Below are 25,796 nucleotides of genomic sequence, written 5' to 3' on the forward strand. Positions count from 1 at the left end.
CTCACAATGCCAGAGCGAGGATTTCATCCCCGCCCGCCGAGGCCGCATGGATCCTGCCGTTCAGCGACAAGGCGGCGACAATGCCGTGGCGCTTGCCGTCGGCGCGGCTGTGATAGCTGGCGATGGGCTGGAAATCCCGGTCGAGCCGGGCGATGAGCCCGTAGGAGCGGCTTGGCGACCAGGGTTTGTGGATGCCCATGGTCTTGATGCCCCCGCATTGCAGCGGCTCGAGGAAGGAACGGCCGGAGGCGAGCGACGGCGCGATCCAGAATTCCGGCGCGATCTCCTCCATCATCGCCTGGCGATACTGGTCTTCCTGCAGCACGAATTCGATGAGGCGGTTGACCGGCGCAAAGATCGACAGAAGCGCATCGTCGTCGATGCGGGAGAGACGGCCGGGATAGCCGGGGATGTTCGACATCAGGGTTTTTGTTGCGCCGCTGGCGCTGATACGGATCACGCGGCGGGTCCAGGCTTCGGAGACGACGACATCGACGCCGTCTTCCAGAACGCCCGAGGGCCAGCCGAGGCCATCGATAAGCTTCGTGCTCTCGCCATTGGGCTTCACACGCCAAACGGAGCCCGTTGCGCCCTTTTCCATCAGGTCGCGGCGCCAGTCCGAAGGGCGATGGCGGGCGGAGCCGTTGGCGACCAGCAATTCGCCGCTGGCGGTGAAGCTCAGCGCGGTGACGCAGCGGATGTCTTTGGCAGTGGCGATCACGTTGCCGTCGAGGAGTATCGCTCCGGTTTCGAGCGCGACGGCGATCGAGCCCGAGGGCGAGACGGCGAGCGCCCTGACCGGCGATTGAAAGGCGGCGAAAACGCGGGCCTCTCCATCCGCAGAGACAGCAAGAACCGCATTGCCTGCGGCGGCCAGCAATTGGCCGTCATGGCTGGCGAGATCGACGGGCGACGCAATGGTCGCGATGCTCTCGGCCTCGTCAAGCCGGCGATTGGGGCGGAAGGCGCCGTCGAGCGGCGGCACGGTGACGGCCTTGCCGCGGAAGAGATCGAGAAGCGGATCGAAGATGGTCATGCCCGCTCTCCCCAATAGGATGTCGGACCGGTCCAGGCTTCATTGGCGCCGTCGAGTTTGTAGCGGCCGATGCGGTTGTTGAGAATGCCGCCGATATAGAGCCAGCCTTTGTGCTCGCGCATGGAGGTGACCATCGGGTGGGAGTCTCCTGTGAGATCGCCGAGCGCGCCGATGATCTTGCCGGCATCATCGAATTTCACCACGCCGCCGGTGTTGATGTTGGGAAACAGCCAATCGTCCTGCGGCAGGCGGCGCGTCATGCGCTTGCGGAAGCCGGGATTGCGCAGCGACAGGTCGAATGTCGGCGTGCGCATGCCGAGCCAGGCCATCCAGTAGGAACCATCGGAGGCGCGGTTGATATTGTCGGGGTAGCCCGGCATGTCCTTGATGACGCATTCCGCCGTGCCGGCTTTGGGACCTTCCAGCCAATAGCGATGCACGCGGCAGGCCCAGCTTTCGGCGAAGAACAGGCTCTTGCCGTCATGGGCCATGCAGACGCCGTTCATATAGTGATAGCCGTCGAGCAGCGTTTTGGTCTCGCCGGTCTTGGGGTCGTAGACCAGCAAGCGGCCGGTGGCGCGGTTCTCGATGGAATCGAGCGCCCAGTCATGCGCGTCGAAGCGCTTGGTGGAATCGGTGAAATAGATGCGGCCATCGGGGGCGATGTCGAGATCGTTGGGGTCGCGCAGACGGGCGTCGTCCTGCACCGAGGTCCAGGAGCGGCGCGTCTCGGCCGATAGCCGCGTCACTTCGCGATCGGGCGAGATGGAATAGAGGCCCATCGCGCCGACGCAGCTGAGCAGATTGCCCTGACGGTCGAACGCGAGGCCGAGCGGGAAGCCGCCGACATGGGCGAAGACTTCGGAGCGTGTGTAATCGGGAGCGAAAAAGCGGACGATTTCACCATGACGGGTGCCGCAATAGAGATGATCATTGCGGTCGAGAATGACGTCTTCGGGGCCTTCGAGTTCGCCCAGCCCGATATAGTCGGTGCGGGAAATGGCGTTGTTCAGCGCATAAGGCGTGCCGGAATTGGGCTCCGCCGACTGCGCCTCGCCCATTTTCAGATAGATGGGCGCGACATAGACCTCGTTGAGCACCTTGTGGCGGTTCTTGAGCCAGCGGATGTCGATGGTGACCGCGACCGCCAGCATCAGGCCGATCACCATCTGGTTGGTGCCGGTGCCGTAGCCGAGGCGGATCAGGCCATTGTTCATCACCAGCACGATGATGGCGCCCATCAGGCCCTTGACCACCGAGCCGCGACCGCCGCCCAATGAATTGCCGCCGACCACGGCGGCCGTCAGCGCCAGGATCTCCATGTTCAGCCCGGTGCCGGGGCCTGCGCCCGACAGGCGGCAGGCAATCAGGAAGCCGGCGATGGACGCGCAGAAGCCGGAAAAGACATAGGTCATGAAGACGGTGCGCTTGACCTTGATACCGGCATTATGGGCCGAGCGCCTGGAGCCGCCGACCGCCAGCACATGCCAGCCGGGACGCGACCGGGTCAGCGCGATATGGGTGATAATGGCAAGGATGATGGCGATGATGACGGGGATCGACAGGCCGGCGAATGTGCCGTCGCCGATGAAATCCCAGGCGTCGGACGAGGCCATCGAGGTCTGGATCGCCGCGCCGTAATTGACGACGAGAATGTCGAAGATGGTGCGGCCGATGATGAAGGTGACCAGCGTGGTGAGAAAGGCGCGGAGCCGAAGAAAGCCGATGAGATATCCGTTGATCGCACCGCAGACCAGGCCTGTGGCGATGGCCGCAGCCAGCGCCATCCAAACGGGCGCCTCGAAGATGAAGAAGGTTCCGACGGCGGCGAAGGTGGCGAGCGCAAAGATCGAGCCGACGGAGAGATCGATGCCGCCGCCGAGCAGGACGACGGTGAGGCCGGTGACGACGATCGAGAATTCGCCGAGCTGGCGGGTGGATTCCTGCAGCGACAGCGGCTTGAAGAAGCCGGGAATGGCCGAGCCGAAGCCGACGACGACGGCGATCAGCGCGATGAAGGGAATGGCGTTGTCGGTCCAGCGCTTGGACAGGATCTCGCCGATCAGATGATCGGGAATGAGATTGTAGCGCCAGGACTGCAGGCGTTCGCGAAAAGTCATCAATCAACCCGGAACTGTGGTGAAAACGGGCGGGGCGGCGCAAGGACAAAGCGCATCCGCAGCGTTTGATGGGCGCGCCGTAAAGCGCGCCCCGATGTCATGGCGAGAGCGGCAAGGACCGCTCTGTTGATTATTTCTGCTCGGCTTCGGCCTGCAGGGCTTTCAGATCCCAGCAGCTGTCGGGGCGCAGGTTCTCCTTCGTGGTCGCCTTCATCAGCGTGTAGATGAAAGGCGAGGCCGTGCCCGGCGCCTGACCGCTCTGCAGCAGATATTTGATGATCGCCACCATATTGTGGGTTTCCTGAGCGAGCTCGGTCATCACCACGGCGCCATAGGTGCCATCGGCGATCTTGTCGCAATCGGCGGTCTTTTCGCCGCCGCCCGTCGTCACCAGGAAAACCTTGTCCTGAAGCTTGGCTTCGCGGATGGCGGCTGCGGCGCCGACGGCGTCGCCGTCCCAGAAATCGATGATGCCGCAGATATCGGGATTCTGCTGCAACATGGTGGCGGTCACATTGCGCGAAGTGGTGGCGTCCCAGTTGGAATCAGGCTTGGCGACCACCTTGAAGTCCGGGTTCTTTTCGAGAACCTGCATGATGCCGGCATATTGATAGAGGCTGGTGGCGTTGACCTGGTCGCCCTGGACGAGGCCGATCTTCTTCGACGAATTCGGGCCGCAGCCCTTGATCACCGCTTCAGCCTCGAGGCGGCCGAGTTGGGTCCAGTCGCCGCCGACATAGGCGTCGGCCTTGAAGTTGGCGGGGTTGTCGACGAGGATCACATAGATGCCCGCAGCCTGCGCCTTCTTCATCAGCTTGGAATAGGAGTTGAGGTCGGGCGACATGACGATCAGCACGTCGGGCTTGGTGTCCGACGAAATGGCTTCGGTGATCGCCTGGGCGCCGGCTTCAACGCTCCAATTGGGATCGCGGGTCTCAAACACGCCGCCGAAAGCGTCGACTTCACGCTTCAGGATAGCGGCCCAGCCCTGGGCGAGATCGAAGCCCATGGCCATGGGCACGAGCATGACCCGCTTGCCCTTCATGGCTTCGGCATAGATGGCCGGCGACGGATCATCCGCCGCCTTGACCGGGGCGGCCGAGACGCCCATTGCAAAGACTGTTCCTGCGAAAAATATCGATAGTAGCTTTTTCATGTCTTGTCCCTCTTTTGGCGACAGTGTTGTTCCCCACACACGAAAGTCAGATATCCCCTTGCTGCGCTGTCTGTTCGTCACGCGGATTGAGCAGGCCGTCCATGATGATGGCGGCAAGCAGGATCGAAGATTTGATCAGGTTCTGGTAGATCAAGGGAATGTCGATAATGGTCATGGCGTTGAGCAGCACGCCGGTCAGCGCCGCGCCGATCAGCACATTGCGCACCCCGCCCTTGCCGCCTGACAGCCCGATGCCGCCGATCACCGCCACCAGAACAATGTCGTAAAGCAGCGTCGAATTGACGACGCGGGTATTCATCGAATGCAGGCTGGCGGCGGTCAGAATGCCGGCCATGAAGGAAAACACCGCCGAGATGACATAGCGCAGCATCAGCATGGGGCGGACCGGCATGCCGGCATTGCGCGCGGCCACCGGATTGTCGCCGGCGTAATAGACGTAGCGGCCCCATTTGGTGAAGCGAAGGAACAGGAAAGTCGCCAGCGCCAGGCCCGCGAAGATGAACACTTCCACCGGCGCGCCAAGCATCTGGAACGAGCCCAGCCCGATGATCCAGTGATCGACAGGAGCGCTGATCGCATCGGCGGAAATGACCTGCGAGCGGACATAGCCGAAAACGAAGGAGGCCGAGGCGAGCGTGACGAACAGCGCCGGCACGTCGGCATAGGCGACGAGAAAGCCGTTGATCAGGCCGAGCCCGATGACGCCGGCCAGCGTGATGGCAAGGGCTGCGCCGTCGCTCATGCCATCGCTCAGCATCTGCAGATAGGCCGCCACAGACATGGCCATGATGGCGACGGCGGAGAGATCGATGCCGCGGCCGATAATGACCACGGCCATGCCGAGCGAGAGAATGCCGAGCACCGAGACCGAGCGGATGATCGTGACGATGTTGTCGGATGTGAAAAAGCCCGGCAGCATCGCGGACGCCGTCGCGAAAATCAGAATGGCGATCAGGAGAACGATCCGTTCCTGATTGAGCATGGTCCAGTCAAATCGCTTGGCGGCGTTCATGTGTCGGCCTGGTCCTCTCAGTGAGGTTTCACTCTGCACAGCCCGAAAGTTAGGGGCGGGGCAATCGATACGTCCAATGAATTCTGATCCCCCCGATCCATGCGAAACGGGAATGGATTGTCTCAAACAGAATAAAGCGCGCCCCGGCGGAAAGGCTGGCGCGCTTCCTTCTCCTCCTCCCGGGCGATATGGGCGGCGAGCGCGTCGATGAAGCGTTGCGCGAAGGCGGGCGGCGGCAATTGCGTGTTCCACATCGCGGAGATGTCGAAGCGCACCGGCTCGCCCTTCAGCATGATCGGCCGACGCATCAGCGACGCAGAACTGATGCGCGCCGAGGACGGCACGATGGCGACGCCATTGCCGCCTTCGGCGAGCGAAAACAGCGTATGCGGCGAATAACTCTCGACGATAATCTCTGGACGCGCGCCATAGACACGCATGACCGCATCGAACACTTCGCGGGAAGCGTGTTTGCGATTGAGCATCAGCAGCGGCTTGTCGAATAGGTCCGAGGCTTCGATGGGCTGGCCCGGGCGGTCAAAAAAACCGGGGGCGGCGACGGCGAGATAGCCGAGACTGCCGATGCGGCGCAGGCCGAAGGTCTCAACCGGCTGGGCGGGCGCGGCGCTGACGGTGCAATGGACCTGTCCGCCCTTGAGCTTTTCGATCAATTCCGCGCCGCCGGCATCCTCGATGCGCAGATCGACGCCGGGATTCTGATCGCGCCAGCCGCGCAGGAAATCCGGAAAATAGCGCTCGATCAGCTGCGAGCAGGCGCCGAGGCGGAGCACGCCTGTATCACCCTGAGAGAGACCGTCGGCCTGCAGCCGCAACTCACGCTCGGCGGCGAGCAAAGCCTGGGCTTTGGCCATCAACAGTTCGCCTTCGCCTGTCAGCCGGATATTGCGGCCGGATTTTTCAAACAGTTTGACGCCGAGATGCGCCTCAAGACCGGTGATCTGCCGCGACAGCGCCGATTGCGTCATGTTGAGCCGCTGGGCCGCCGCCGTCATGTTCATCAGTTCGGCGGTGGTCACGAAACTCGAATAGACCCTGATATCCATGGTCGCTCCATCAGGCTGTCATGCCCTAAAAAGAAGCTAAGGCGTAAAATGAGGCAATGTCAACAATTCTTCAAGCTTGACGGAATTTTTTAGATATGTAGTGATCTCTACATTCGTTAACGCGTGTGTTCGGGATGGAACAGACAATCAGAGACATGCTGCTGGCCGCCACGCCAGCGCTGACGCCTGCGGAAGGCCGGATCACCCAGGCGCTCTTGGCGGAGTATCCGTCGGCGGGCCTGGGCTCGGCGTCGGCGCTCGCCCGGCGCGCCGGCGTGTCGGATCCGACCGTGCTCAGGCTGGTGGGCAAGCTCGGTTTTCAGGGCTTTGGCGACTTTCAGGCCCGGCTTCTGGCCGAGGTGGAGGCGCGTCTGCATTCGCCGCTGATGATGATGGAGGCGAAGAAGCCTGTCGGGGCAGGAGCCCCGGCCTCGGCCCAGTATCTCGCCTCCGTCGCGATATCCATGGACAGACTGGCGGCGTCCAGCCAGGAGGCGCTGATCGGACGGGCGGCGCGGCTGATCATGTCCGCCAAGGGCTGCGTCTATCTGCTGGGCGGCCGGTTTTCCCGGCATCTGGCCGGCATGCTCTCAGGCTATCTCGCCCAGTTTCGCGACGGCGTGGTCGATCTCGGCGAAGTCGGCTCCCGCACTGTTGACCAGCTGGTCGATATGTCCAAGGCCGATGTGCTGATCCTGTTCGATTACCGGCGCTACCAGAACGACACGATGCGCTATGGCGAACAGGCGGCTGAGCGCGGCGCCCATCTCATCCTGTTCACCGATCCCTGGATGTCGCCGCTTGCAGCGCGGGCCGAGGTGACGCTGACCTGTCCGGTGGAGGCGCAATCGCCCTTCGACACGATGGCGCCGGCGCTCGCCCAAATCGAGGCGCTGACGGCGCATATCCTCGGCGCAGCCCGGCCTGAGGCGCGCACCCGCATCGAGGCGCTGGAGGCGATCCGCGCCGAGAACGCCGTGACCATGGATGCAGAGCCCGCCTTGCGCGGCGGGCCCGGCCCCAAACCCAGCAAGGATTTTTGAGATGATCGACAGCATACGCCGCGACGAGCCGTTCAGGAAAGGCCAGACCGCGCTGCTTCTGGTGGATATGCAACGCATCTGGCTGGAGCCTGGGCTGGATCCGCATCACCCCGAACGCGGCCCGGACCATCACTTCTATAAAAGCGTGCGCGATCTGGCGATCCCCAATTGCGAGCGCCTGCTCGAAGCCGCCCGCGCGCATGGCGTCGAGCCCTTGCACACGATCATCCAGTCGCTGACCCGCGATGGCCGCGACCGCTCGCTTGATCACAAGCTGACGCCAATCCATGTCTCGCCGGACCTGCCCGAAGGCCTGCCTCCTGGAAATCTCGCGCCGCAGGGCGACGAGATCCTGATCCCCAAGACGTCGTCGGGCGTGTTCAACTCCACCAATATCGATTATCTGCTGCGCAATCTCGGCATCCGCTATCTGATCGTCGCCGGCGTTCTCACCGATCAATGCGTCGACATGACCGTGCGCGACGCCGCCGATCGCGGCTTCCTCGTCACCTGCGTCACCGACGCCTGCGCCACCATCACGCCGGAGCGGCAGGCCAATGCGCTCGCCGCCTTCGGCGGCTATTGCCATCTCGCCGACACGGAAACCGTGGTCGCCAAGATCAAGGCGATGGAGGGCTGAACATGAGCGCCAAACTTCCGTCTCTCGCCGTCATCGCCACCACCGATATTTCGGGCGTCACCAGGGGGCGGCCGGTGCGGCTCGATCGGCTCGACGATTACGCCGCTGCAGGCGTCGGCTGGGTGCCGGCCAATATTTCGCTCACTGCGTTCAACGCCATCGCCGATCCCAATCCCTGGGGCTCCCAGGGCGATCTGCGGCTGCTGCCCGATCTCGGCGCGGTGTTCACCACATCGGGGACGGGGGCTGCGACGCCGTTCACGCTCGCAGCAGGCGACATTGTCGAACTTGATGGCGCGCCCTGGCGCTGCTGCTCGCGCACCATCCTGAAACAGGCCATCGCCGATCTCGAAGCCGAGACGGGGCTCAGGCTGCTCGCCACATTCGAACTCGAATTCCAGATTTTCGGCGCTGATCTGCCTGAGGCGCACGCCTTCTCAGTAGGGGCTCTCCGGCGCGCCGATCCCTTCGCCTCCGAAGTGCTGGCGGCGCTGGAAGAGGCGGGCGTGGAGCCGGAAATGTTTCTCGCCGAATATGGCGACGACCAGTTCGAAATCACGCTTGCGCCCGCCGATGCGCTGGCGGCTGCCGACCGGGCGGTGGCGGTGCGCGAGATCATCCGCGAAATTGCCCGCAACAAGGGCTGGCAAGCCAGTTTTTCGCCCAAGACCAGTCTCAATGGGGTGGGCAATGGCGTGCATATCCATTTTTCGCTGCGCGACGGGCAGGACCAGCCGGCGGGCTATGATCCTGCGCAGCCGGGATGCCTTTCGGCGACGGCGGGCTCGTTCTGCGCCGGCATTCTTGAGCATCTGCCGGCCCTGACGGCGCTGACGGCGCCCAGCATTCCCTCTTACTACCGGCTGCAGCCGCATTACTGGAGCGCGGCCTGGACCTGGCTGGGCGAGCGCGACCGCGAGGCGTCGCTGCGCATCTGCCCGATCGCCGGCCTTAGTGGCAAGGACCCGGCCCGCCAGCACAATATCGAATATCGCGCCGCCGATTCGACCGCCAATCCGTACTTGTCGCTTGCCGGCCTGATCCGCGCCGGGCTCGAAGGTCTCAGGCATGGCCTGCCGGCGCCGCCGATCTTTTCCGGCGATCCGGCTCTTCTGAGCGAGGTGGAGCGGACCGAACTCGGCCTCAGGCGCCTGCCGGAGACGCTGGAGGCGGCGCTCGCCGCTTTCGAGGCGGATGACCGGGTCTGCGGCTGGTTCCATGCGGATTTCGTCGAGACCTATCTCGGCGTGCGCCGGCAGGAGATGAAGATGCTGGCCGGCAGCGATGCCGAGGCCATCTGCGCCCGCTACAGGACATTGTTCTGATGCCGGCCGAGACGACGTCCGTTTGGCCGGCGGCGGTGGAGATGCTCAATGCAGGTGGGCGCTCGCCCTTCGTGCTGACCTGCGAGCACGCCTCGCGGCATATTCCTACAGACTATCAGGGCCTCGGTCTGCCCGAGGCCGAGATTTCACGCCATATCGGCTGGGATATCGGGGCGGCGGCGGTGACGCGGCGGCTGAGCGCGCTGCTCGACGCGCCGGCCTTTCTGAGCAACTATTCGCGGCTGCTGATCGACCTCAACCGGCCGCTCGGCGCCGAAAGCAGCATTCCCATCCTATCGGAAATCACCGTCATTCCGGGCAACCAAGATCTCGACGCGGCGGAGCGGGCGCTCAGGGCGGACCGCATGTTCCACCCCTTCCATACCGCCGTGACAGCCCATCTCGACGAAAGGGCCCGGTGCGGGCGGCCCGCCTTGATCCTCGCCATCCATTCCTTCACGCCGGTGTTCAAGGGCGTCGAAAGGCCTTGGCATGCCGGCGTGCTGTTTTCGCATTCGCGCGACTGGGGCGCGGCGATGGTGGAGCGGCTGGGCGAGGACGGCCTGAACATCGCCGCCAACCAACCCTATGTGATCGACCGGACCGAGGACTACACCATTCCCATCCACGGCCAAGACCGCGGCCTGCCCGCGCTGCTGATCGAGATCCGCCAGGATTTGATCGGGGAGGCGGCCGGCGCCGAGGAATGGGCTGAGAGGTTGGCGAGGGCGGTGTGAGGGGTGGGCGCCACCCCGCTGGAATCTAAATCAAATCCCGCCTTGCCGGTTTTGCGGTCTTGCGTCTATAACGCACCAATAGGGGCGTTAAAGTGGAGAAGTATAGGTATGGCTGGCGCACGGAAGCTATTTTTCTATCCTGATTATACAGGAACAAATCCATACCAGTCTTCCCTTTATTCAAATTTTGCGGCTTTTGAGGTCTCCAGCGGCGACATAGATAATGCCATACAGTGTGTTTTAAGCGATGACAGCGTCATATTTCACTTGCATTGGCCGGAGCCGATATTTTCAGGCGCAAAATCTAAAGACGCAATGTACCGCGCCGGCGAGATATTTCTAGAAAAAGTTACCAATCTTCGTAGTTACGGCGGGAAGTTTGCGTTCACGGTTCATAATGTCCTTCCCCATGATAGTGAAAAAAGAGATATATGGGCTTGGTTTTATGAATCCATAATGAAACTAAGCGACTTTGTTCATCTTCATAGCGCCAGCGCGATAGAAGAAATGGAGAAAGAATACAAAGTTCCTGTCGACAAGTGCCATATTTTTCCACATGGAAACTACGTCGGCTCTTATCCGATGCGCCAGGCCACCGACGAAGCAAGGCAGCAACTTCTTCTCCCGGAAGAAAATACGGTATTCGGATTCGTTGGGCAGTTGCGGGCCTATAAGGGACTTGAGAAACTCGTTTCCAGTTTCGAAAAAATAAGAATAAAACATGAAAATGTTGATTTGTTGATTGCGGGAAAGGCTGTTCATCCTACGCCATCTGGTTATTGGGAGAGGTTGTCGATATTCAAAAAATCGATCACTGTACATGAAGGGTTTGTACCGGACGAATCGCTCCAAACTTATTACTCGGCTTCTGATGTTGTTGTCCTGCCATATGAAAATATATTGACATCTGGCTCTGTTATGCTGGCGTCCACTTTCGGAAAACCAGTTATTGCTCCATCGCTTTCAACCCTTGCAGAGGTTCATGAGGCGGGATTCACGATTTCCTACGACCCAGCGGATCCGGATGGTCTTACGTTGGCGCTTGAGAAGTTCCTGTCGACCTCACAGGTGGTTCGAGACGAGATGCGCCAAGCAGCCTTGGATTTTGCCGGGCGCTTTGGATGGGCTGATATAAGCGACGCCCTGGAAACAGCTTTGCTGACGCTGGAGAAGTCAGGCGACCTGCTGGAACTAGATTCGGGTAAAAAGCTGGAATTGTACGGCGACCTGGCCTCTGGGACAGAAGGGCAAATTGCCATAGCCCTCGTTAGTTACTATAGTCTTGATGATGTCGAAGCATTGTTGGAAACAATTCCACATCATATCGATTCAAGGGATGTTCATATATATATATTGTGTAATGGATTTTCTGAGCGCGAGATAAATTTTTACCGCGATATGGACAGGAAGGTCGTTGTTCTTGTTCCGGGTGAAAATCTTGGTTATGCGGCGGGGAACAATGCAATATTGGAACTGGCCCTCAAGAAACGATACGCCTACATATCCATTTTGAACCCTGATATGAACCTGCGAAAGGGCTGCTTGGAGCGACTGTACAGCGCGGCGCAGCAGTATCCGAATGATATCCTCTCGCCCGCGGTTTTGACGGCAGAGGGAAAGATATCCTTCGCGGGCGGTTGGATCATGAAAGATCGGACCATCAAGCAAAAGCACCATCTCGACGGTCAAAGCATCGCGAAACTTCCCACGCGCGACTACAAGGTTGATGTCCTCAACGGCTGCGCGCTTTTTGCGTCTGCGGGCGCCTTCCAGAAGGCGGGCTACATACCAGAGGACTATTTCCTCTACTATGAAGAGACTGACTGGTTCCTGGGTATGGAGCGGAATGGGGTTGGACGACGGGTGATACCGGACGCTGTCGCAACACATCACAAGGCGTCGCATGGCCGTTTGGCTCCCACCTTGTATTACCTATACTATTTTGTCCGGAACAGTTTTGTCTTCAATAAACGGGTGTTGGGGTCGAGCGACTATGTTTATGACGACATCATCCGCAAATTCAAGGAGGGGTGGTCTGAGCGCATCAAAAAAAACGCGCCGTCGTTTACTCCCATTTTTCAGCGCGCGCTGACGGCTGCCGAGGAAGATGGTGAAAATCATCACCTTGGGCCGGTGAGTGTCGGAGACCGCCTAGACGCCGTTGAGCTTGAAAGCCTTAAAAACTATAGCATCGAAGGCTATGTCGAAACGGTCGGAGAGACTATTTCCGGATGGGTGTCTTTTCGTACCGGTGACAGTGACGGCAGCGAATGGCAGGGCGGAGCCGACATTTGGCTCATTATCGATGACGTTCCTGTCGAGCGGGCGACAGCCGAATTGGAGCGCCCGGATGTCGCATCGGCGGGATATGCTACGGGCTGCGGTTTCGTTGTCCAGATCCCTTTCAATCTGCTTGACGGGGCTGTGCATAAGATTGAGATCCGTAACGGGCTTGACGGTCAACGACTGATGTTTCTCGAGGGAGATTGCCTGGAATTGAAGCATCGACTTACGCGCCCGGCGTCGGCAAGTTCGCTGTTGCCGATTCAGGCCCGCGTGGACGCGATCGAAAATGGAGTGGTCACAGGCTGGGTCTACGACCCATCGGCTGTAAACCGGGCGGTGCATTTCGAGTTGTCGGTGAACGATCATCACGTGTCCGGGTTAACGACCGGATTGTATCGAGAAGACTTGGAAAAAGCTGGCATGGGCAATGGCCGGCATGGATTCAGGCTCGCTTTACCCTATGACCATATAGCTCCGGAGACGGTAAACGTCAGGCTATATTTGGAAGGCGAAACGACGCATTTTTATGAACGGAAGCTTTCGCCGAGGATCCGTGGAGCGAATATTTCAGCCGCGATGACGCCTGAAGAATTCCTGGTGTGGGCGTTCACAAATTTTGAAACACCATTGGGCTTTTATCAGAATAACCATGCGCTTCAGCGTTATTTTGAGTTCAATAAACTTCATTACAGCCTTCTCGGGCGCAATAGTTCGCAGGATGACCTCATATCGGTTATTATGCCCGTCTACAATCGGAGTGGCGTTGTTGCTGACGCCATTCAATCCGTCCGCGAGCAAGTTTATGAAAACTGGGAACTGCTGATCGTCGATGATGGCAGTACGGATGATACCTGCAGCCATCTGGAGTTGTTGCTAACCGAATTGGCCGATCCACGAATTAAACTCCTGAAACTCGATAGGAATCAGGGTGTCTCAGCCGCCAGAAATGTCGGTTTGAGCGCGTGTAAGGGAAGTATCATTTCCTACCTGGATTCCGACAACCAATGGTATCCGGAATATCTTTCGATCGTCGTCGGCGCCTTTGAACGATCATCTGGCTTTTCCAGCTGCTATATGGGGCAGGAAATATGGGAGTATCTTCCTGCAATCAATGGTTCGGAACTACGGAGCATTCGGGCGTGCCCGTTCAACAGATCCAAGCTAGAGCAGAGGAATTATATCGACCTCAATGTCTTTGCCCATCGTCGGTCGGTCTATGAGAAAGTCGGCGGTTTCCGCGAGGATATGCGGCGTCTCGTGGATTGGGAATTCATACTTCGCGCGACAGAGCGTGAACCGTCGCTGTTTGTACCCGCTCTCATGAATAAGTATTTTGTCGGATTGGTCGACAATCAGATCACAAAAGTCGAAGTCTACGACGCTAACCTGCAAAAAATCCGGGCTTTGAGGCGCTACTGATATGAATATGTCACTTGTTGAAAATGGTATCGACATCGTCGTCAGAGCGAGCGAAGACGCCTTGGTCAAGGTCTGGTTGTCTTACAACAGTGAGTGGATCAATTCACTGGAGGCTCAAATATGGCGTTGTTCACCAGCGTCATCAGGCGGCTTGAGCGTGACGCCCTTTGGTGAGAGCTTCTGCGAAGAAGCTGGTCCGCAATCATCTGAAAGACCCCTTTTGTATGTATCCGCTGACTGGGTCCTGAGACATGATTGGCTGTCACATATCGCTGCGGCATATGCGTTGCGTCCTTTTATGTCGGCAACTGGAAGGTTGGTTATTCAAGCTGCTGGCGCGCGCGCGGACCTTGTCGATCAGACACCCCATCGAATTGCAGAAGATATCAAGGAATGGTTTTTCGCGCCGGAAATGCATGGTCTGGTTGCTCACAAACTGCCGGATGACGTCCTTTGGGTCAGTCCCGATGCAAGGCCATTGTTTTTGGCCACGCTTACCTTCGAAGATGAATTCGAGGGGGCCGCATCGAGATTTTATGGCTCGCTTGCCAGCGACGTCACCCCCGGCATTCACGTCTATCTGCCGGACGCGATAGCCGTAAGAATTTCACAGTGATCAAACCGTTTGCTAATATTCAAAGATGCCAACAGATTCGCGTCAGCGCTCTGTTGCAGGTGTCGTTTTATCGGTGTCGACAATGGAAAATACAGAGAACAGCGAAAAAAACTATGGTCGCAAAAGTTATTCCCAACTTGGGGAAGACGTGTTCATTGAACAAAGGCTGAGGAAGAGGGTTGGCGGTCTCTATCTCGATATCGGCGCTTATCATCCTTTCAAATATTCGAACACTGAACTTCTCAGGACTGCATTGGGTTGGAAAGGTATAAATATTGACGCCTCTTTCCAAGCGATTGATGCTTTTAATTTGAATCGTGACGGCGACATTAATATTTGCGCAGCGGTCGGAGATAAAGTCAAAAACGGAATATATTATGAATTCGAAGATAGCGCGCTCAATACTACAAATGAGACTGTTGGAGAGAAACGTCGCCGTCGTCAAAAATTGATCGCCGCAAATCCAATACAATTAAATCCTGTGCCGAAAATATTAAACGACAATCAGTTAGAATGTCGCGACATAGAATTACTTAATTTGGATATATCGGGCTCCGAGTTTGATGTCCTTGTTGGGATGGACTGGAGCAAGATGAGGCCTAAAATTATAGCTGTCTCCAACGAAAACTTAAAACTTAAAAATGTAATTCAGAATAGAATTTATCTTTTTCTATCGGCCTTAGGGTACAATTTGGTGGGCCACCTTCTGATAACCTCTGTATTCGAGTGGGAGGCATGATAATGCAAAGCTATCTTGACGAGAGCGCCGCATTTGAGGTTTTGAAGAAAAGAATGCATTCAAATCAACCGTTTAGCTTTGTAAGGCTCGGCGACGGAGAAGCCCTCATTTTACGATATCCGGATGATGGCAATCGTGAAGACGTAGATTTCATTTTAAATTTTTGGTTCGGTGACCGAAAATCGGAAATTACACATGAAGATCTGTTGTTGATACGTGCGTTGCTGATAAATGCTATCAAAAACTGTGACATGTTGGGGGTTCCGAGTTCTGCCCAAAAAAGAGATGCGAAAAAGGGCAAAAACTGGGCGTATATTGAGAAGTTTTTGGAGAAAAACATCGATCTTTCCGGAAAGATAATTACCTCTCATGAGCTTCATCTTTGGATTCAAAATCAAGAACGTTATCAGGAGTTGTTCGAGGGGCAGAAATGCTCTGTTATATCTTGTCGCTCGGTAGCTGCTGGGATGAAAGATCATTTTGGTGCTCAGAGAGTAAATCAAATATTTGTTCCTGAAGAAGTTATCTACGCTCACGACAGAAGCGCAGTGAAGGCGCATTATCCGGGAGAATTTATAAATATAATAGAAAAAATTCAAAGTGATAAAATTAGCAACCAATATTATGTTGGTGCAGGAGTTCTCGGAAAAATTTATGTGGATAGTGTGAAGCGTTCAGGCGGTCGTGCTGCAGACTTAGGCTCTGCTTTCGATAGTTGGGTGAACTGGTCTCGAAGAGGCTCTGTGAAGGTCAACAAAGCTGGATTCTCCTCTCGGTCCGATAATAAGTTAAAAGTTCTTGAGGGACGTGAGGGCTGGTTGTTCCTGGACAACGATACGAACAATGTAATTCAGCAGATTAAAGGGGAATATAAATTACCTCTGAACTTTGAGAGTCAGTGGAAAAACCTAATGTATGCTCGTAAAGTGAAATTCACTGCCAGGAATATAAATTATCGATTTTTAATAGCTCCAAATAAAGAATGTGTTTTTTCTGATTATCTTCCGCCGGGTGTTGTGCTTTCTGCGTCGCGACCGATAGGACTGGTTCAGTCTGCTAGCGCAGAGTTTGTGCGCACAATCTATCCTATCGATGTCCTCTCTGAGTGCAAGGATAGGTTTCTCAGTTATTCGAAAGGGGACACTCATTGGAACGATTGGGGAAGTTTTAGGGCCTTTCAGGAATTGTTCTCAGATGTTCCTGAGATGCAGTTGGAAGAAGATCAAATAGAGTTTTTTGAAAATGATGCTTCTGGCGATCTATCGGATAAACTCGGTAGAAAAAATTTTGCAATTTCAGCGCGATTGAAGAATCCCAAGGCTAAAGAAATATTTAACAATGGTGTAAAAAACAAAGGTAATTATATTGTTTTTGAAAACGAAGATAAAAATCTTCCTAGGTGTGTTTTGTTTAGGGATTCATTTTCTACTCCTATGCTAAAATATATGGCGGAAATATTTTCAAGGCTCGTGGTTGTTTGGCAGCCAAATATAGATTTTGTATTAGTGGATGCCGAGAAGCCGCAATATGTCGTGTCGCAGCAGGCCGAGCGATTTTTGATAGGATGTCCCGAAGATGATGGCGGGAAGAGTTTCGAAGATTACGCTCGAGACAAAGCCAGTCCTTGAAGTTACAATTCGTCATTGACGTTAGGAGTTGAAGGGAGGGTGTTGCGTTCTCCTGTGTTCTTCCCGCTCCTCCCCTCTGACCCTCGGCCCTGCCTCTGGATTGTTTTGCCGGAGGCAGCCGATGACGGTTTGGCGGATTTCGCAGCGCATGTCGAAGACGCGGCGTCATGGAGGGGGAGGCGCGGGCGCGCGGTAGTCAGCAAAGACAGTCATCGCGCCGATGATCGAGGCGCTTTCGAGGGGCCAGTTCTGGAATGGCTTTTCGATCAAGTCATTGAGCGGCAGGATCATCCGCCGCCAGGCGGCTCACGGCGATGGCTGCCGCTTGATTCAGAGCCCTGCTATGCGACTCTTGTTGCGAGGCGGAGTTCCCGCCGGCACCCAGCGAGAGGCGCTTGTCGATGCCGACCGGCCGCGGACGAAACGGCATTCCTCCCCTTCGCATCCCCGATCCCAGGCTCTTGCGCGGCGGCGGGGCGTCGGGCTACCAAAGTCCTGCTTGGATTGGAGGCGTCATGATCGTCAGGAAGTTGTTCGTTGCGTCCTTCGCGCTTGTCCTGTTGTGCGGTGCCGCTCGGGCTGAATGGACGGCGCGGGAAGAGATCAAATCCTATTCCGTCTCCGGCCAGACCGGACCCGAGCTCTACGCCTCGATCGGCGAGACCGGCCCCAAGCTCGGGGCGGGGCGGGTGATCGCCCATACCGCCTTCAAGCTTACCTGGCGGCGCGACTATCAGCGGCGCGGCAATGATTGCGTGCTGGCCTCCGCCAAGCCGAACCTGGTCATCACCTATACTTTGCCCAAGGCGCGGGAACGCCTGGCCTCGCCCGCCGCCGAGACCTGGGCGCGCTTCCGCGCCGGGGTCGAGGCGCATGAGCGGGTGCATGGCCAGATCATCCGGGAGATGGTCGAGGAGATCATCTCCATGTCCGTCGGGCTGGTCGAGAAGGACGATCCCGGCTGCAAGAAGATCCGCGCGACTCTGACCGATCGGCTCAGGGAGATTTCCGGCCGCGAACGGGCTCGGCAGCGGGATTTTGACCAAGCGGAATTCAGCGATGGCGGCGCGGTTCATCAGCTGATTTTGATGTTGGTCAATGGCGGCTGAGCAAAAGGCGCTATTCTCAGCGTTGTGACGGTATCCAGCATTCATCGTCATCATGGCATTGACATTCCGTATCACGTATCTACATAATGTCGTAGATACGCAATAAAAGGAGATTCTCATGTCTGTTGATCGCGCCGTTCTTGTCTTCGCAGGTTTCATGGTGCTGGCGTCTCTGGCGCTGACACAGTTCGTGCATCCCAATTTCATCTGGCTCACTGCCTTTGTCGGCGCGAACCTGATGCAATCGGCCTTCACCGGCTTCTGCCCGGCAGCGATGGCGTTTCGCAAGCTGGGCGTCCGCTCCGGCCCCGCTTTCTGAGGCGGCGCGATGATTCGGAGATCCGGACTTCGGAGCCTGGCGGCCTTGTTTCTGCTGGCGTCGCCGCTTGCGGCGACTGCGGGCGATCACATCCTCACAGCTGAGACGATCGTGGAGATGAAGGCCGTCTATGGCCAGGTGCAGGCGCGCAACAGCGTGCTGGCGCGCGCGCGGATCGGCGGCACGCTGTCTTCGCTTGAGGTCACCGAAGGCGACGTGGTCAAGGCGGGCCAGGTCATCGCCCGGATCCGCGACGACAAGATCGATTTCCAGATCAAGGCCGTCGACGCGCAACTTCTCGGCCTCCAGGCTTCGCTCGACAATGCGCGGTCCGAACTCGACCGCGCCGAGAAACTGATCAAGAGCGGGGCGACCACCGCCCAGCGTCTCGACCAGTTTCGCACCCAGGTGGATATCGTCGTCAACCAGATCGGGGCGGCCCAGGCGCAGCGTTCGGTGCTGGTCGAGCAGCAGCGCGAAGGCGCGGTGCTGGCGCCGACATCCGGCACGGTTTTGACCGTGCCCGTCACCCGCGACGCCGTGGTTATGGCCGGCGAAAGCGTCGCCACCATCGCTGGCGGCGGCTTCTTTCTCCGGCTCGCCATTCCCGAGCGGCATGCGCAGTTTCTCAAGCAGGGCGCGGATATCCGCATCGAAGCCGGCGGCAAGGCGCTTAGCGGCAAACTCGCCAAGATCTATCCGGAAATCTCGGGCGGACGCGTGACGGCCGATGTCGAGGTCGATGGACTTGAGACCGAGTTTGTCGGTGTCCGCGTGCTGGTGGAGCTGCCTGTGGGCGAGCGTAGGGCGCTGTTTGCGCCGTCTTCGGCGCTGACCATCCGCGCCGGCATCGATTTCGCCGCGGTCAAGGAAGGCGACAAGACGGTGGAGCGCGCGGTGGCGCCCGGCGCGACCGTCATGCGCGACGGCGTGGCCGTGACTGAAATTCTGACCGGCCTCGTTGAGGGCGATATCGTGGTGACGCCGTGAGCGCGAACAAGATCGATCCTTCCCTGTCCGCATCCGAAGACGTTGACCGCCCGCAGGGACGACTGGGCATTGCCGGGCATTTGACGGCGGCCTTCATCAAATCGCCGCTGACGCCGCTGTTCCTGATCGCCGCCTTCGCCTTCGGGCTGGTGGCGCTTCTGACCCTGCCGCGCGAAGAAGAGCCGCAGATTTCCGTGCCGATGGTCGACATCATCGTCAACGCGCCGGGGCTCAAGGCCGATGATGCCGAAAAGCTGATCACCGAACCGTTGGAGACCATCGTCAAGAGCATCAACGGCGTCGAGCATATCTATGGCCAGTCGATGGACAATCAGGTGATGGTCACGGCGCGCTTTCTGACCGGCACCTCGTCTGATATCGCCGTGCTGCGCGTGCGGGACAAGGTCCAGGCCAATCGCGACCGCATTCCGGTCGGCATCGCCGAGCCCGCCATTGTCGGCCGGGGAATCGACGATGTGGCGATCGTGACGCTGACGCTGTCGCCCAAGCCGGAGGCGCAAGGGCGGATCGCCGCCAGTGACCTCACCCGCATCATCCGAGAGGTCCGGACCGATGTCGCCAAGGTCGAGAATGTCGGCCTGACCTATCTGGTCGGCGAGGTCGACGAGATCATCCGCATTTCACCGCAGCCGGAAAAGCTCGCGCTTTACGGCGTCACGCTCCAGCAGCTGGCCGCCAAAGTGCAAGGCGCCAACAGCGCCGCGCCGGCGGGCCAGATCCGCGACGGCGGCCGCCAGATCGATGTGATGGCGGGAGAAACCCTGTCGACTCCTGCCGAGATCGGCAATTTGCTGATCACCGCCCGCGACGGACGGCCCGTCTATGTTCGCGACGTTGCGACGATCGAAGTCGCCCCTGAAGATACCGAGGCGCTGGTGTCGACGCTCAACAAGGGCAAGGACGGCGTCGAGCGCGCGCCGGCGGCGACGCTGGCCGTCGCCAAGCGTCCCGGCGCCAATGCCGTGGTGGTGGCTGAAGCCGTGCTCGCGCGGGTCGAGGCGCTCAAGGGCAGGCTGATCCCGTCCGATATCCGGGTCGAGGTGACGCGCGATTATGGCGAGACGGCCAATGAGAAGGCGAACGAGCTGCTCTATCATCTCGGTCTCGCCACTCTGTCGATCATCGCGCTGGTCTGGCTGGCGATCGGGCGGCGCGAGGCCTTCGTGGTGGCGATCGTCATTCCCGTCACCATTCTGCTGACGCTGTTCGCCTCGCGGCTGATGGGCTACACGCTCAACCGCGTGTCGCTGTTCGCGCTGATCTTTTCCATCGGTATTCTCGTCGACGACGCCATCGTGGTGATCGAGAACATTGCTCGCCACTGGGGCATGGGCGACGGCCGCAGCCGACGCAGAAGCGCGATCGAGGCGGTGGCGGAAGTCGGCAATCCCACCATCGTCGCCACGCTCACCGTGGTGGTGGCGCTTTTGCCGATGCTGTTCGTGTCGGGCATGATGGGCCCCTATATGAGCCCGATCCCCGCCAATGCCTCGGCGGCGATGATTTTTTCTTTCTTCGTGGCCGTGATGGTGACGCCCTGGCTGATGCTGAAGGCAGCGGGCAAGGCGCCGGTCGCCCATGACGATCACGCAGCCGCCGGCGGGCGGCTCGGCGCAGCCTATGCCGCGGTGGCCCGGCCCATTCTGGCCTCAAAAGCGCGGAGCTGGGTTTTCCTGCTTTTCGTCGGCGCACTGACGCTGGCGTCGCTCAGCCTGTTCTACACCAAGCATGTGACGGTGAAACTGCTGCCTTTCGACAACAAGTCGGAACTGTCGGTGGTGCTGGACCTGCCGGAGGGCTCGTCGGTGGAGGCGACGGATCGGGTGGCGCAGGCGGTGGCGCGCATCGCGCTCGACATGCCGGAAGTGGTGTCGGCCCAGACGCATGCGGGCGCGGCGTCGCCGTTCAACTTCAACGGTCTCGTGAGGCATTCCTATCTGCGCTCGGCGTCCTATCAGGGCGATGTCGCGGTCAACCTGACGCCCAAGGGCGAACGGACGCGAAGCAGCCACGGGATCGCGCTCGATCTGCGCAAGCGCATTGCCGCCATCCCCACGCCCGAGGGCACAAGCCTGAAAGTGGTCGAGCCGCCGCCGGGGCCGCCCGTCATGGCGACGCTGCTCGCCGAGATCTACGGCCCCGACACTGAGACGCGGCGCAAAACCGCGGCCAAGGTGGAGGCGGCGTTCCGCTCGGTGCCCTTCATCGTCGATGTCGACAACTCCTATGGCCAGGCCGCGCCGCGCAAGCGGCTGACTGTTTCCACCGACGACGCCGAGTTCTACGGTGTGGAGGAGAGCGACGTGTTCGACACGATTTCGATCCTCTCGCAAGGCAAGACGATCGGCTATTCGCATCGCGGCGAGGGGCGACAGCCGATCCCGATCCGGCTCGAGCGGGAAAAGGCCGACAAGGTGCTCGACGAGCGCTTCCTGGTGACGCCAATGCCGGCCAATGTGCTGCCCGGCGGGCGCGGCGTGGTCGAACTCGGCGATGTGGTGCGGATGAGCGAGGAAAAGACCTCGCCGATGAACTATCGGCATAACGGGGTCAGCAACGACATGGTCACGGCGGAACTGGCCGGCGATTTCGAGGCGCCGCTTTACGGCATGCTTGCGGTGCAGGAGGCGATCGACAAGCAGGACTGGACCGGCCTTGAAAAGCCGGCGATTGCGCTGCATGGCCAGCCGAGCGACGAGAGCAAGCCGACTTTGCTGTGGGACGGCGAATGGGAGGTGACCTGGGTGACCTTCCGCGACATGGGCGCCGCCTTCATGATCGCGCTGCTCGGCATCTATATTCTGGTGGTGGCGCAGTTCGGCTCGTTCAAGCTGCCGCTGGTGATCCTGACGCCGGTGCCGCTGACCTTCATCGGCATTCTCGGCGGGCACTGGTTGTTCGATGCGCCGTTTTCGGCGACGTCGATGATCGGCTTCATTGCGCTGGCCGGCATCATCGTGCGCAATTCGATCCTGCTGGTGGATTTCATCCGCCATGCGGATCACGCGGGCCGGACACTATCCGAGGTGCTGATCGAGGCGGGCGCGATCCGTTTCAAGCCGATCCTGCTGACGGCGCTTGCAGCCATCATTGGCGCGGCGGTGATCCTGACCGATCCGATCTTCCAGGGGCTGGCGATTTCGCTGCTGTTCGGGTTGATTTCCTCGACGCTGCTGACAGTGCTGGTGATCCCGGCGATCTATCGGGTGCTGCGGAGCTGAACGCGACGCATGTTCGACAATGGGGCCGGAAGGACGATCCTTCCGGCCATTTTCGTTACGGCTTGACTTCGAGATCGCGGACCAGCCGGTCTATATAGGCGTCGAAAATCGCGACGATGTCGGTTTGAGCCGGCGCGCGCAGCCAGAGGATCTGCAGCCCGTCCATCATGCCGATCACCTCGGCGGCGATGTCTTCCGGAAAGACGTCGTCACGAACCTCGCCGGCTTCGACGCCGCGGCGGATGCCGGCCGCCAGCCGTTCGCGCACCTCGGCCAGGCGTTTTGAAAACCAGCCGACGGCGGGATGGTCCTCGATCAGGCTTTCGGCGTTGAGGATCGAAAAAACGCGGACGACGCCGGGGATCTCGGTGTTGGCGCGGTTGATGCGGCAAAGGCCTTTCAATGCATCCCGCCAGTTGCCGTCCATGTTGCCGACCAGCGCCAGCGAATTGATGTCGCGGCGTTCGAGAATGGCGAGCAGCAGGTCGACCTTGGTGGGGAAATGATGGAGCAAGCCGGGCAAGGTCAGGTTGACTTCTTCGGCGACCGAGGCGATCGAGGCGCTGGAATAACCGCCCCGCGCGAAGATCCGCATGCCGGCGTCGAGAATCTCTTCGCGCCGATGCTCGCCCTTGGGCGAACGCCGCCGCCGCGGCCCGTCCGTGGACTTGATCATCCCTCAATTCTCCCTGATTTCCCCGCTTCACTTTTTGCCGGTTTGGAGAGCTTTCGCAAGCCCCTGAAGGGCGCTTGACAGGCATTGTAAAAAACCTAGTAGTTGATCGGAATAAGCGTGTTGAAATGGGAGGATGACATGACCGTGGGGATGGATATCGAGGCGCTGGTTGATGCGATGACGCTGGAGGAACAGGTGAGCCTGTTGTCCGGCGCCGACTTCTGGACCACGGTTCCAGTGGAGCGACTTGGAATCCCCAAGATCAAAGTGTCGGACGGACCCAACGGCGCGCGCGGCGCGGGCTCGCTGGTGGGCGGCGTCAAGGCCGCCTGCTTCCCGGCCGCCATCTCGCTCGGCGCGACCTGGAACGTGGCGTTGGCCCAACGCATGGGGGCGGCGCTGGCGGGACAGACCAAGAGCAAGGGCGCCAGCGTGCTTTTGGCGCCGACCGTCAACATTCACCGCTCCGGCCTCAATGGCCGCAATTTCGAATGCTATTCGGAAGATCCGGCGCTGACCTCGGCTCTGGCCGTGGCCTATATTAATGGGCTGCAAAACAACGGCGTCGCAGCCACCATCAAGCATTTTGCGGCCAACGAATCCGAAATCGAGCGGCAAACCATGTCGTCGGACGTGGATGAGCGGACGCTGCGCGAAATCTACCTGCCGCCTTTCGAGGCGGCGGTGAAACAGGCCGGCGTCAAGGCGGTGATGTCATCCTATAACCGCCTCAATGGAACCTATACGTCCGAGCATGGCTGGCTGTTGACCCAGGTTCTGCGCCAGGAATGGGGGTTCGACGGCATCGTGATGTCGGACTGGTTCGGCTCGCATTCGACCGCCGAGACCGTCAATGCCGGCCTCGATCTCGAAATGCCCGGACCGACGCGGGATCGCGGCGACAAGCTCATTCAGGCGGTGCGGGACAGCGCGGTGAAGCCCGAAACGGTGCGCCAGTCGGCGCTTCGCATGCTGCGGCTCATGCAATGGGTGGGCGCCCTCGACGCGGCGCCGGATCTCAGCGAAAGCGAACTCGACCTGCCCGAAGACCGGGCGTTGATCCGCGAGATCGGCGCGGAAGGGGCGGTGCTGCTCAAGAATGACGGCGTGCTGCCGCTCGCCAAGAGTTCCGTCGACCGCATCGCGCTGATCGGGCCGAATGCGGGGGAAGCGCGAGTGATGGGCGGCGGCTCGGCGCAGATCAACGCGCTGCATAAGGTCAGCCCCGCCGAGGGCATCCGTGCAGCGCTCGCCAACGCCAATTCGATCGAAGAGGAAAAGGGCGCTGATAACAACCGGCTTGTCCGCCTGTTCGATGAGGATGTGGCGGTCGACTATTTCCATGGCGCGGATTGCGACGGTCCGGTCGTGGCGCATGAAACTGCGGCCAAGAGCGAATTCTTCTGGTTTGAACTGCCGTCGGCGGATCTCGATCCGCGCGATTTCTCAGTGCGGATGGCGCTGAGTTTCACCGCTCAGGAAGATGGCGAGCATTTGTTCGGCATGACCAATGCCGGCCTCGCCCGGCTTTATGTCGATGATGCGCTGGTGGTGGACGGCTGGAGCGACTGGCGCCGCGGCGAAAACTATTTCGGCACGGCCAATGACGAGGTCCGCCGGCCGCTGACGCTTGAGGCGGGTAAGACCTATCGCATCCGGGTCGACTATTCATCGCGTCAGCCGGATGTGGAGGGCATTACGATTCAGGCGCTGCGCTTTGGGGTGCAGAAGCCGCTCGGCGCCGAGGCGATCGAACGGGCTGTGGCCAAAGCGAAGGATGTGGATGTCGCCGTCCTCTTCGTCGGCCGCGAGGCGCAATGGGATACGGAAGGCCAGGATCTGCCCGACATGCGGCTGCCGGGCCGGCAGGACGAGCTGATCGCGGCGGTGGCGGCCGTCAATCCTAATACGGTGGTGGTGCTGCAAACCGGCGGGCCGGTGGAGATGCCCTGGCTCAACGACGTCCGCGCCGTGCTGCAGATGTGGTATCCCGGCCAGGAACTCGGCCATGCCCTCGCCGATGTGCTGTTCGGCGATGAGGAGCCGTCGGGCAGGCTGCCGCAGACATTCCCGAAGGCGCTCGAGGATATGCCTGTCTTCACTGGCGATCCCACGACCTATCCCGGAGTGGATGGGCATGTACGCTATGACGAGGGGATCTTCGTCGGCTACCGGCATTTCGATACGCGCGGCGTCGAGCCCCTGTTCCCCTTCGGCTTTGGGCTCGGCTACACGACATTTGCGTGGGCGGACGCCAAGGTCTCATCGGATGTGATTTGCGCGGAGGGTGTGGCTGTCACGGTGCGGGTGGAAAACACCGGCGCGCGTCAGGGCTCGGATGTGGTGCAACTCTATGTGCGGCCGCGCGCGGCCAAGGTGGAGCGGCCCGACAAGGAGCTCCGGGCCTTCGCCAAGGTCAAACTCGCAGCGGGCGAAAGCGACGAGGTGACGCTGACGATCGGGCTTCGCGATCTCGCCTATTGGGATGTCGAGGCCAAGGCGTTCCGGGCGGATGCTGGCGAGTATGAGCTGGTGGTTGCGGCGAATGCGCGGGACGAGCGGTTTGTGCTGGTGGTGACGCTCATGGAGGATTGGGTGGAAAAGTGAGGCGCATCATT

Annotated in this window: 19 protein-coding genes; 13 read left to right on the forward strand and 6 right to left on the reverse strand. The window is 59.5% G+C overall.

What is annotated here, in order from left to right; translation table 11 throughout:
• Position 1: 1 nt before the first annotated feature.
• The 5 genes from M2360_RS04015 to M2360_RS04035 form a co-directional block, all read right to left on the reverse strand.
• Positions 2 to 1,036 carry a hypothetical protein gene (locus tag M2360_RS04015; protein ID WP_280773100.1) on the reverse strand — a complete coding sequence of 345 codons (1,035 nt, stop codon included), beginning with the start codon at positions 1,034 to 1,036 and terminating at the stop codon, positions 2 to 4.
• The gene (locus tag M2360_RS04020) at positions 1,033 to 3,156 is read right to left on the reverse strand and encodes an SMP-30/gluconolactonase/LRE family protein (protein WP_280773101.1); all 2,124 of its coding nucleotides are present in this window, start codon (positions 3,154 to 3,156) and stop codon (positions 1,033 to 1,035) included. The genes M2360_RS04015 and M2360_RS04020 overlap by 4 nt, the downstream gene beginning before the upstream one ends.
• 130 nt (positions 3,157 to 3,286) lie before the next feature.
• Complete coding sequence (locus M2360_RS04025) at positions 3,287 to 4,312, reverse strand: sugar ABC transporter substrate-binding protein (RefSeq protein ID WP_280773102.1); 1,026 nt, start codon at positions 4,310 to 4,312, stop codon at positions 3,287 to 3,289.
• A gap of 46 nt (positions 4,313 to 4,358) precedes the next feature.
• Entirely contained in the window at positions 4,359 to 5,345 is a 987-nt protein-coding gene (locus M2360_RS04030; RefSeq protein ID WP_280773103.1) for an ABC transporter permease, read from the reverse strand.
• Positions 5,346 to 5,467: 122 nt separating this feature from the next.
• Positions 5,468 to 6,409 carry a LysR family transcriptional regulator gene (locus M2360_RS04035; protein ID WP_280773104.1) on the reverse strand — a complete coding sequence of 314 codons (942 nt, stop codon included), beginning with the start codon at positions 6,407 to 6,409 and terminating at the stop codon, positions 5,468 to 5,470.
• A gap of 134 nt (positions 6,410 to 6,543) precedes the next feature.
• Between M2360_RS04035 and M2360_RS04040 the strand changes: the two genes are divergently transcribed.
• The 12 genes from M2360_RS04040 to M2360_RS04095 all read left to right on the forward strand — a co-directional run bounded on the left by M2360_RS04040 (position 6,544) and on the right by M2360_RS04095 (position 22,502).
• Positions 6,544 to 7,452 carry a MurR/RpiR family transcriptional regulator gene (locus M2360_RS04040; protein WP_280773105.1) on the forward strand — a complete coding sequence of 303 codons (909 nt, stop codon included), beginning with the start codon at positions 6,544 to 6,546 and terminating at the stop codon, positions 7,450 to 7,452.
• A gap of 1 nt (position 7,453) precedes the next feature.
• Positions 7,454 to 8,092 carry an isochorismatase family cysteine hydrolase gene (locus M2360_RS04045; protein WP_280773106.1) on the forward strand — a complete coding sequence of 213 codons (639 nt, stop codon included), beginning with the start codon at positions 7,454 to 7,456 and terminating at the stop codon, positions 8,090 to 8,092.
• Between the two features lie 2 nt (positions 8,093 to 8,094).
• Positions 8,095 to 9,417, forward strand: coding sequence for a glutamine synthetase family protein (locus M2360_RS04050; protein WP_280773107.1), 1,323 nt, complete (start codon positions 8,095 to 8,097; stop codon positions 9,415 to 9,417).
• A complete protein-coding gene (locus M2360_RS04055; RefSeq protein ID WP_280773108.1) occupies positions 9,417 to 10,154 on the forward strand; it encodes an N-formylglutamate amidohydrolase in 738 nt (245 codons plus the stop codon). The genes M2360_RS04050 and M2360_RS04055 overlap by 1 nt, the downstream gene beginning before the upstream one ends.
• A 108-nt stretch (positions 10,155 to 10,262) precedes the next feature.
• Positions 10,263 to 13,859 (forward strand): glycosyltransferase, encoded by a 3,597-nt coding sequence (locus M2360_RS04060; RefSeq protein WP_280773109.1) that lies wholly within the window; start codon positions 10,263 to 10,265, stop codon positions 13,857 to 13,859.
• Position 13,860: 1 nt separating this feature from the next.
• Positions 13,861 to 14,475: a hypothetical protein gene (locus M2360_RS04065; protein ID WP_280773110.1), complete on the forward strand. Its 615-nt coding sequence runs from the start codon at positions 13,861 to 13,863 to the stop codon at positions 14,473 to 14,475.
• Positions 14,476 to 14,557: 82 nt separating this feature from the next.
• Positions 14,558 to 15,214 carry an FkbM family methyltransferase gene (locus M2360_RS04070; RefSeq protein WP_280773111.1) on the forward strand — a complete coding sequence of 219 codons (657 nt, stop codon included), beginning with the start codon at positions 14,558 to 14,560 and terminating at the stop codon, positions 15,212 to 15,214.
• Between the two features lie 2 nt (positions 15,215 to 15,216).
• A complete protein-coding gene (locus M2360_RS04075) occupies positions 15,217 to 16,842 on the forward strand; it encodes a hypothetical protein (protein WP_280773112.1) in 1,626 nt (541 codons plus the stop codon).
• A 515-nt stretch (positions 16,843 to 17,357) separates the two neighbouring features.
• Positions 17,358 to 17,951, forward strand: coding sequence for a DUF922 domain-containing protein (locus M2360_RS04080; RefSeq protein WP_280773113.1), 594 nt, complete (start codon positions 17,358 to 17,360; stop codon positions 17,949 to 17,951).
• Between the two features lie 118 nt (positions 17,952 to 18,069).
• Positions 18,070 to 18,270, forward strand: a complete 201-nt coding sequence (locus tag M2360_RS04085) for a DUF2892 domain-containing protein (RefSeq protein WP_280773114.1) — start codon at positions 18,070 to 18,072, stop codon at positions 18,268 to 18,270.
• A 9-nt stretch (positions 18,271 to 18,279) separates the two neighbouring features.
• A complete protein-coding gene (locus tag M2360_RS04090; RefSeq protein ID WP_280773115.1) occupies positions 18,280 to 19,260 on the forward strand; it encodes an efflux RND transporter periplasmic adaptor subunit in 981 nt (326 codons plus the stop codon).
• Positions 19,261 to 19,283: 23 nt separating this feature from the next.
• Positions 19,284 to 22,502 carry an efflux RND transporter permease subunit gene (locus M2360_RS04095; protein WP_280773571.1) on the forward strand — a complete coding sequence of 1,073 codons (3,219 nt, stop codon included), beginning with the start codon at positions 19,284 to 19,286 and terminating at the stop codon, positions 22,500 to 22,502.
• A gap of 55 nt (positions 22,503 to 22,557) precedes the next feature.
• On the opposite strand, the gene M2360_RS04100 is transcribed toward M2360_RS04095, so the two are convergent.
• Complete coding sequence (locus M2360_RS04100) at positions 22,558 to 23,178, reverse strand: TetR/AcrR family transcriptional regulator (RefSeq protein WP_137155897.1); 621 nt, start codon at positions 23,176 to 23,178, stop codon at positions 22,558 to 22,560.
• Positions 23,179 to 23,316: 138 nt separating this feature from the next.
• On the opposite strand from M2360_RS04100, the gene M2360_RS04105 reads away from it, so the two are divergent.
• Positions 23,317 to 25,785: a glycoside hydrolase family 3 C-terminal domain-containing protein gene (locus tag M2360_RS04105; RefSeq protein ID WP_280773116.1), complete on the forward strand. Its 2,469-nt coding sequence runs from the start codon at positions 23,317 to 23,319 to the stop codon at positions 25,783 to 25,785.
• The last annotated feature ends 11 nt before the right edge of the window (positions 25,786 to 25,796 follow it).

Origin of the sequence: Rhizobium sp. SG_E_25_P2 (assembly GCF_029892285.1) — a bacterium.
GTDB lineage: Bacteria > Pseudomonadota > Alphaproteobacteria > Rhizobiales > Rhizobiaceae > Rhizobium_E.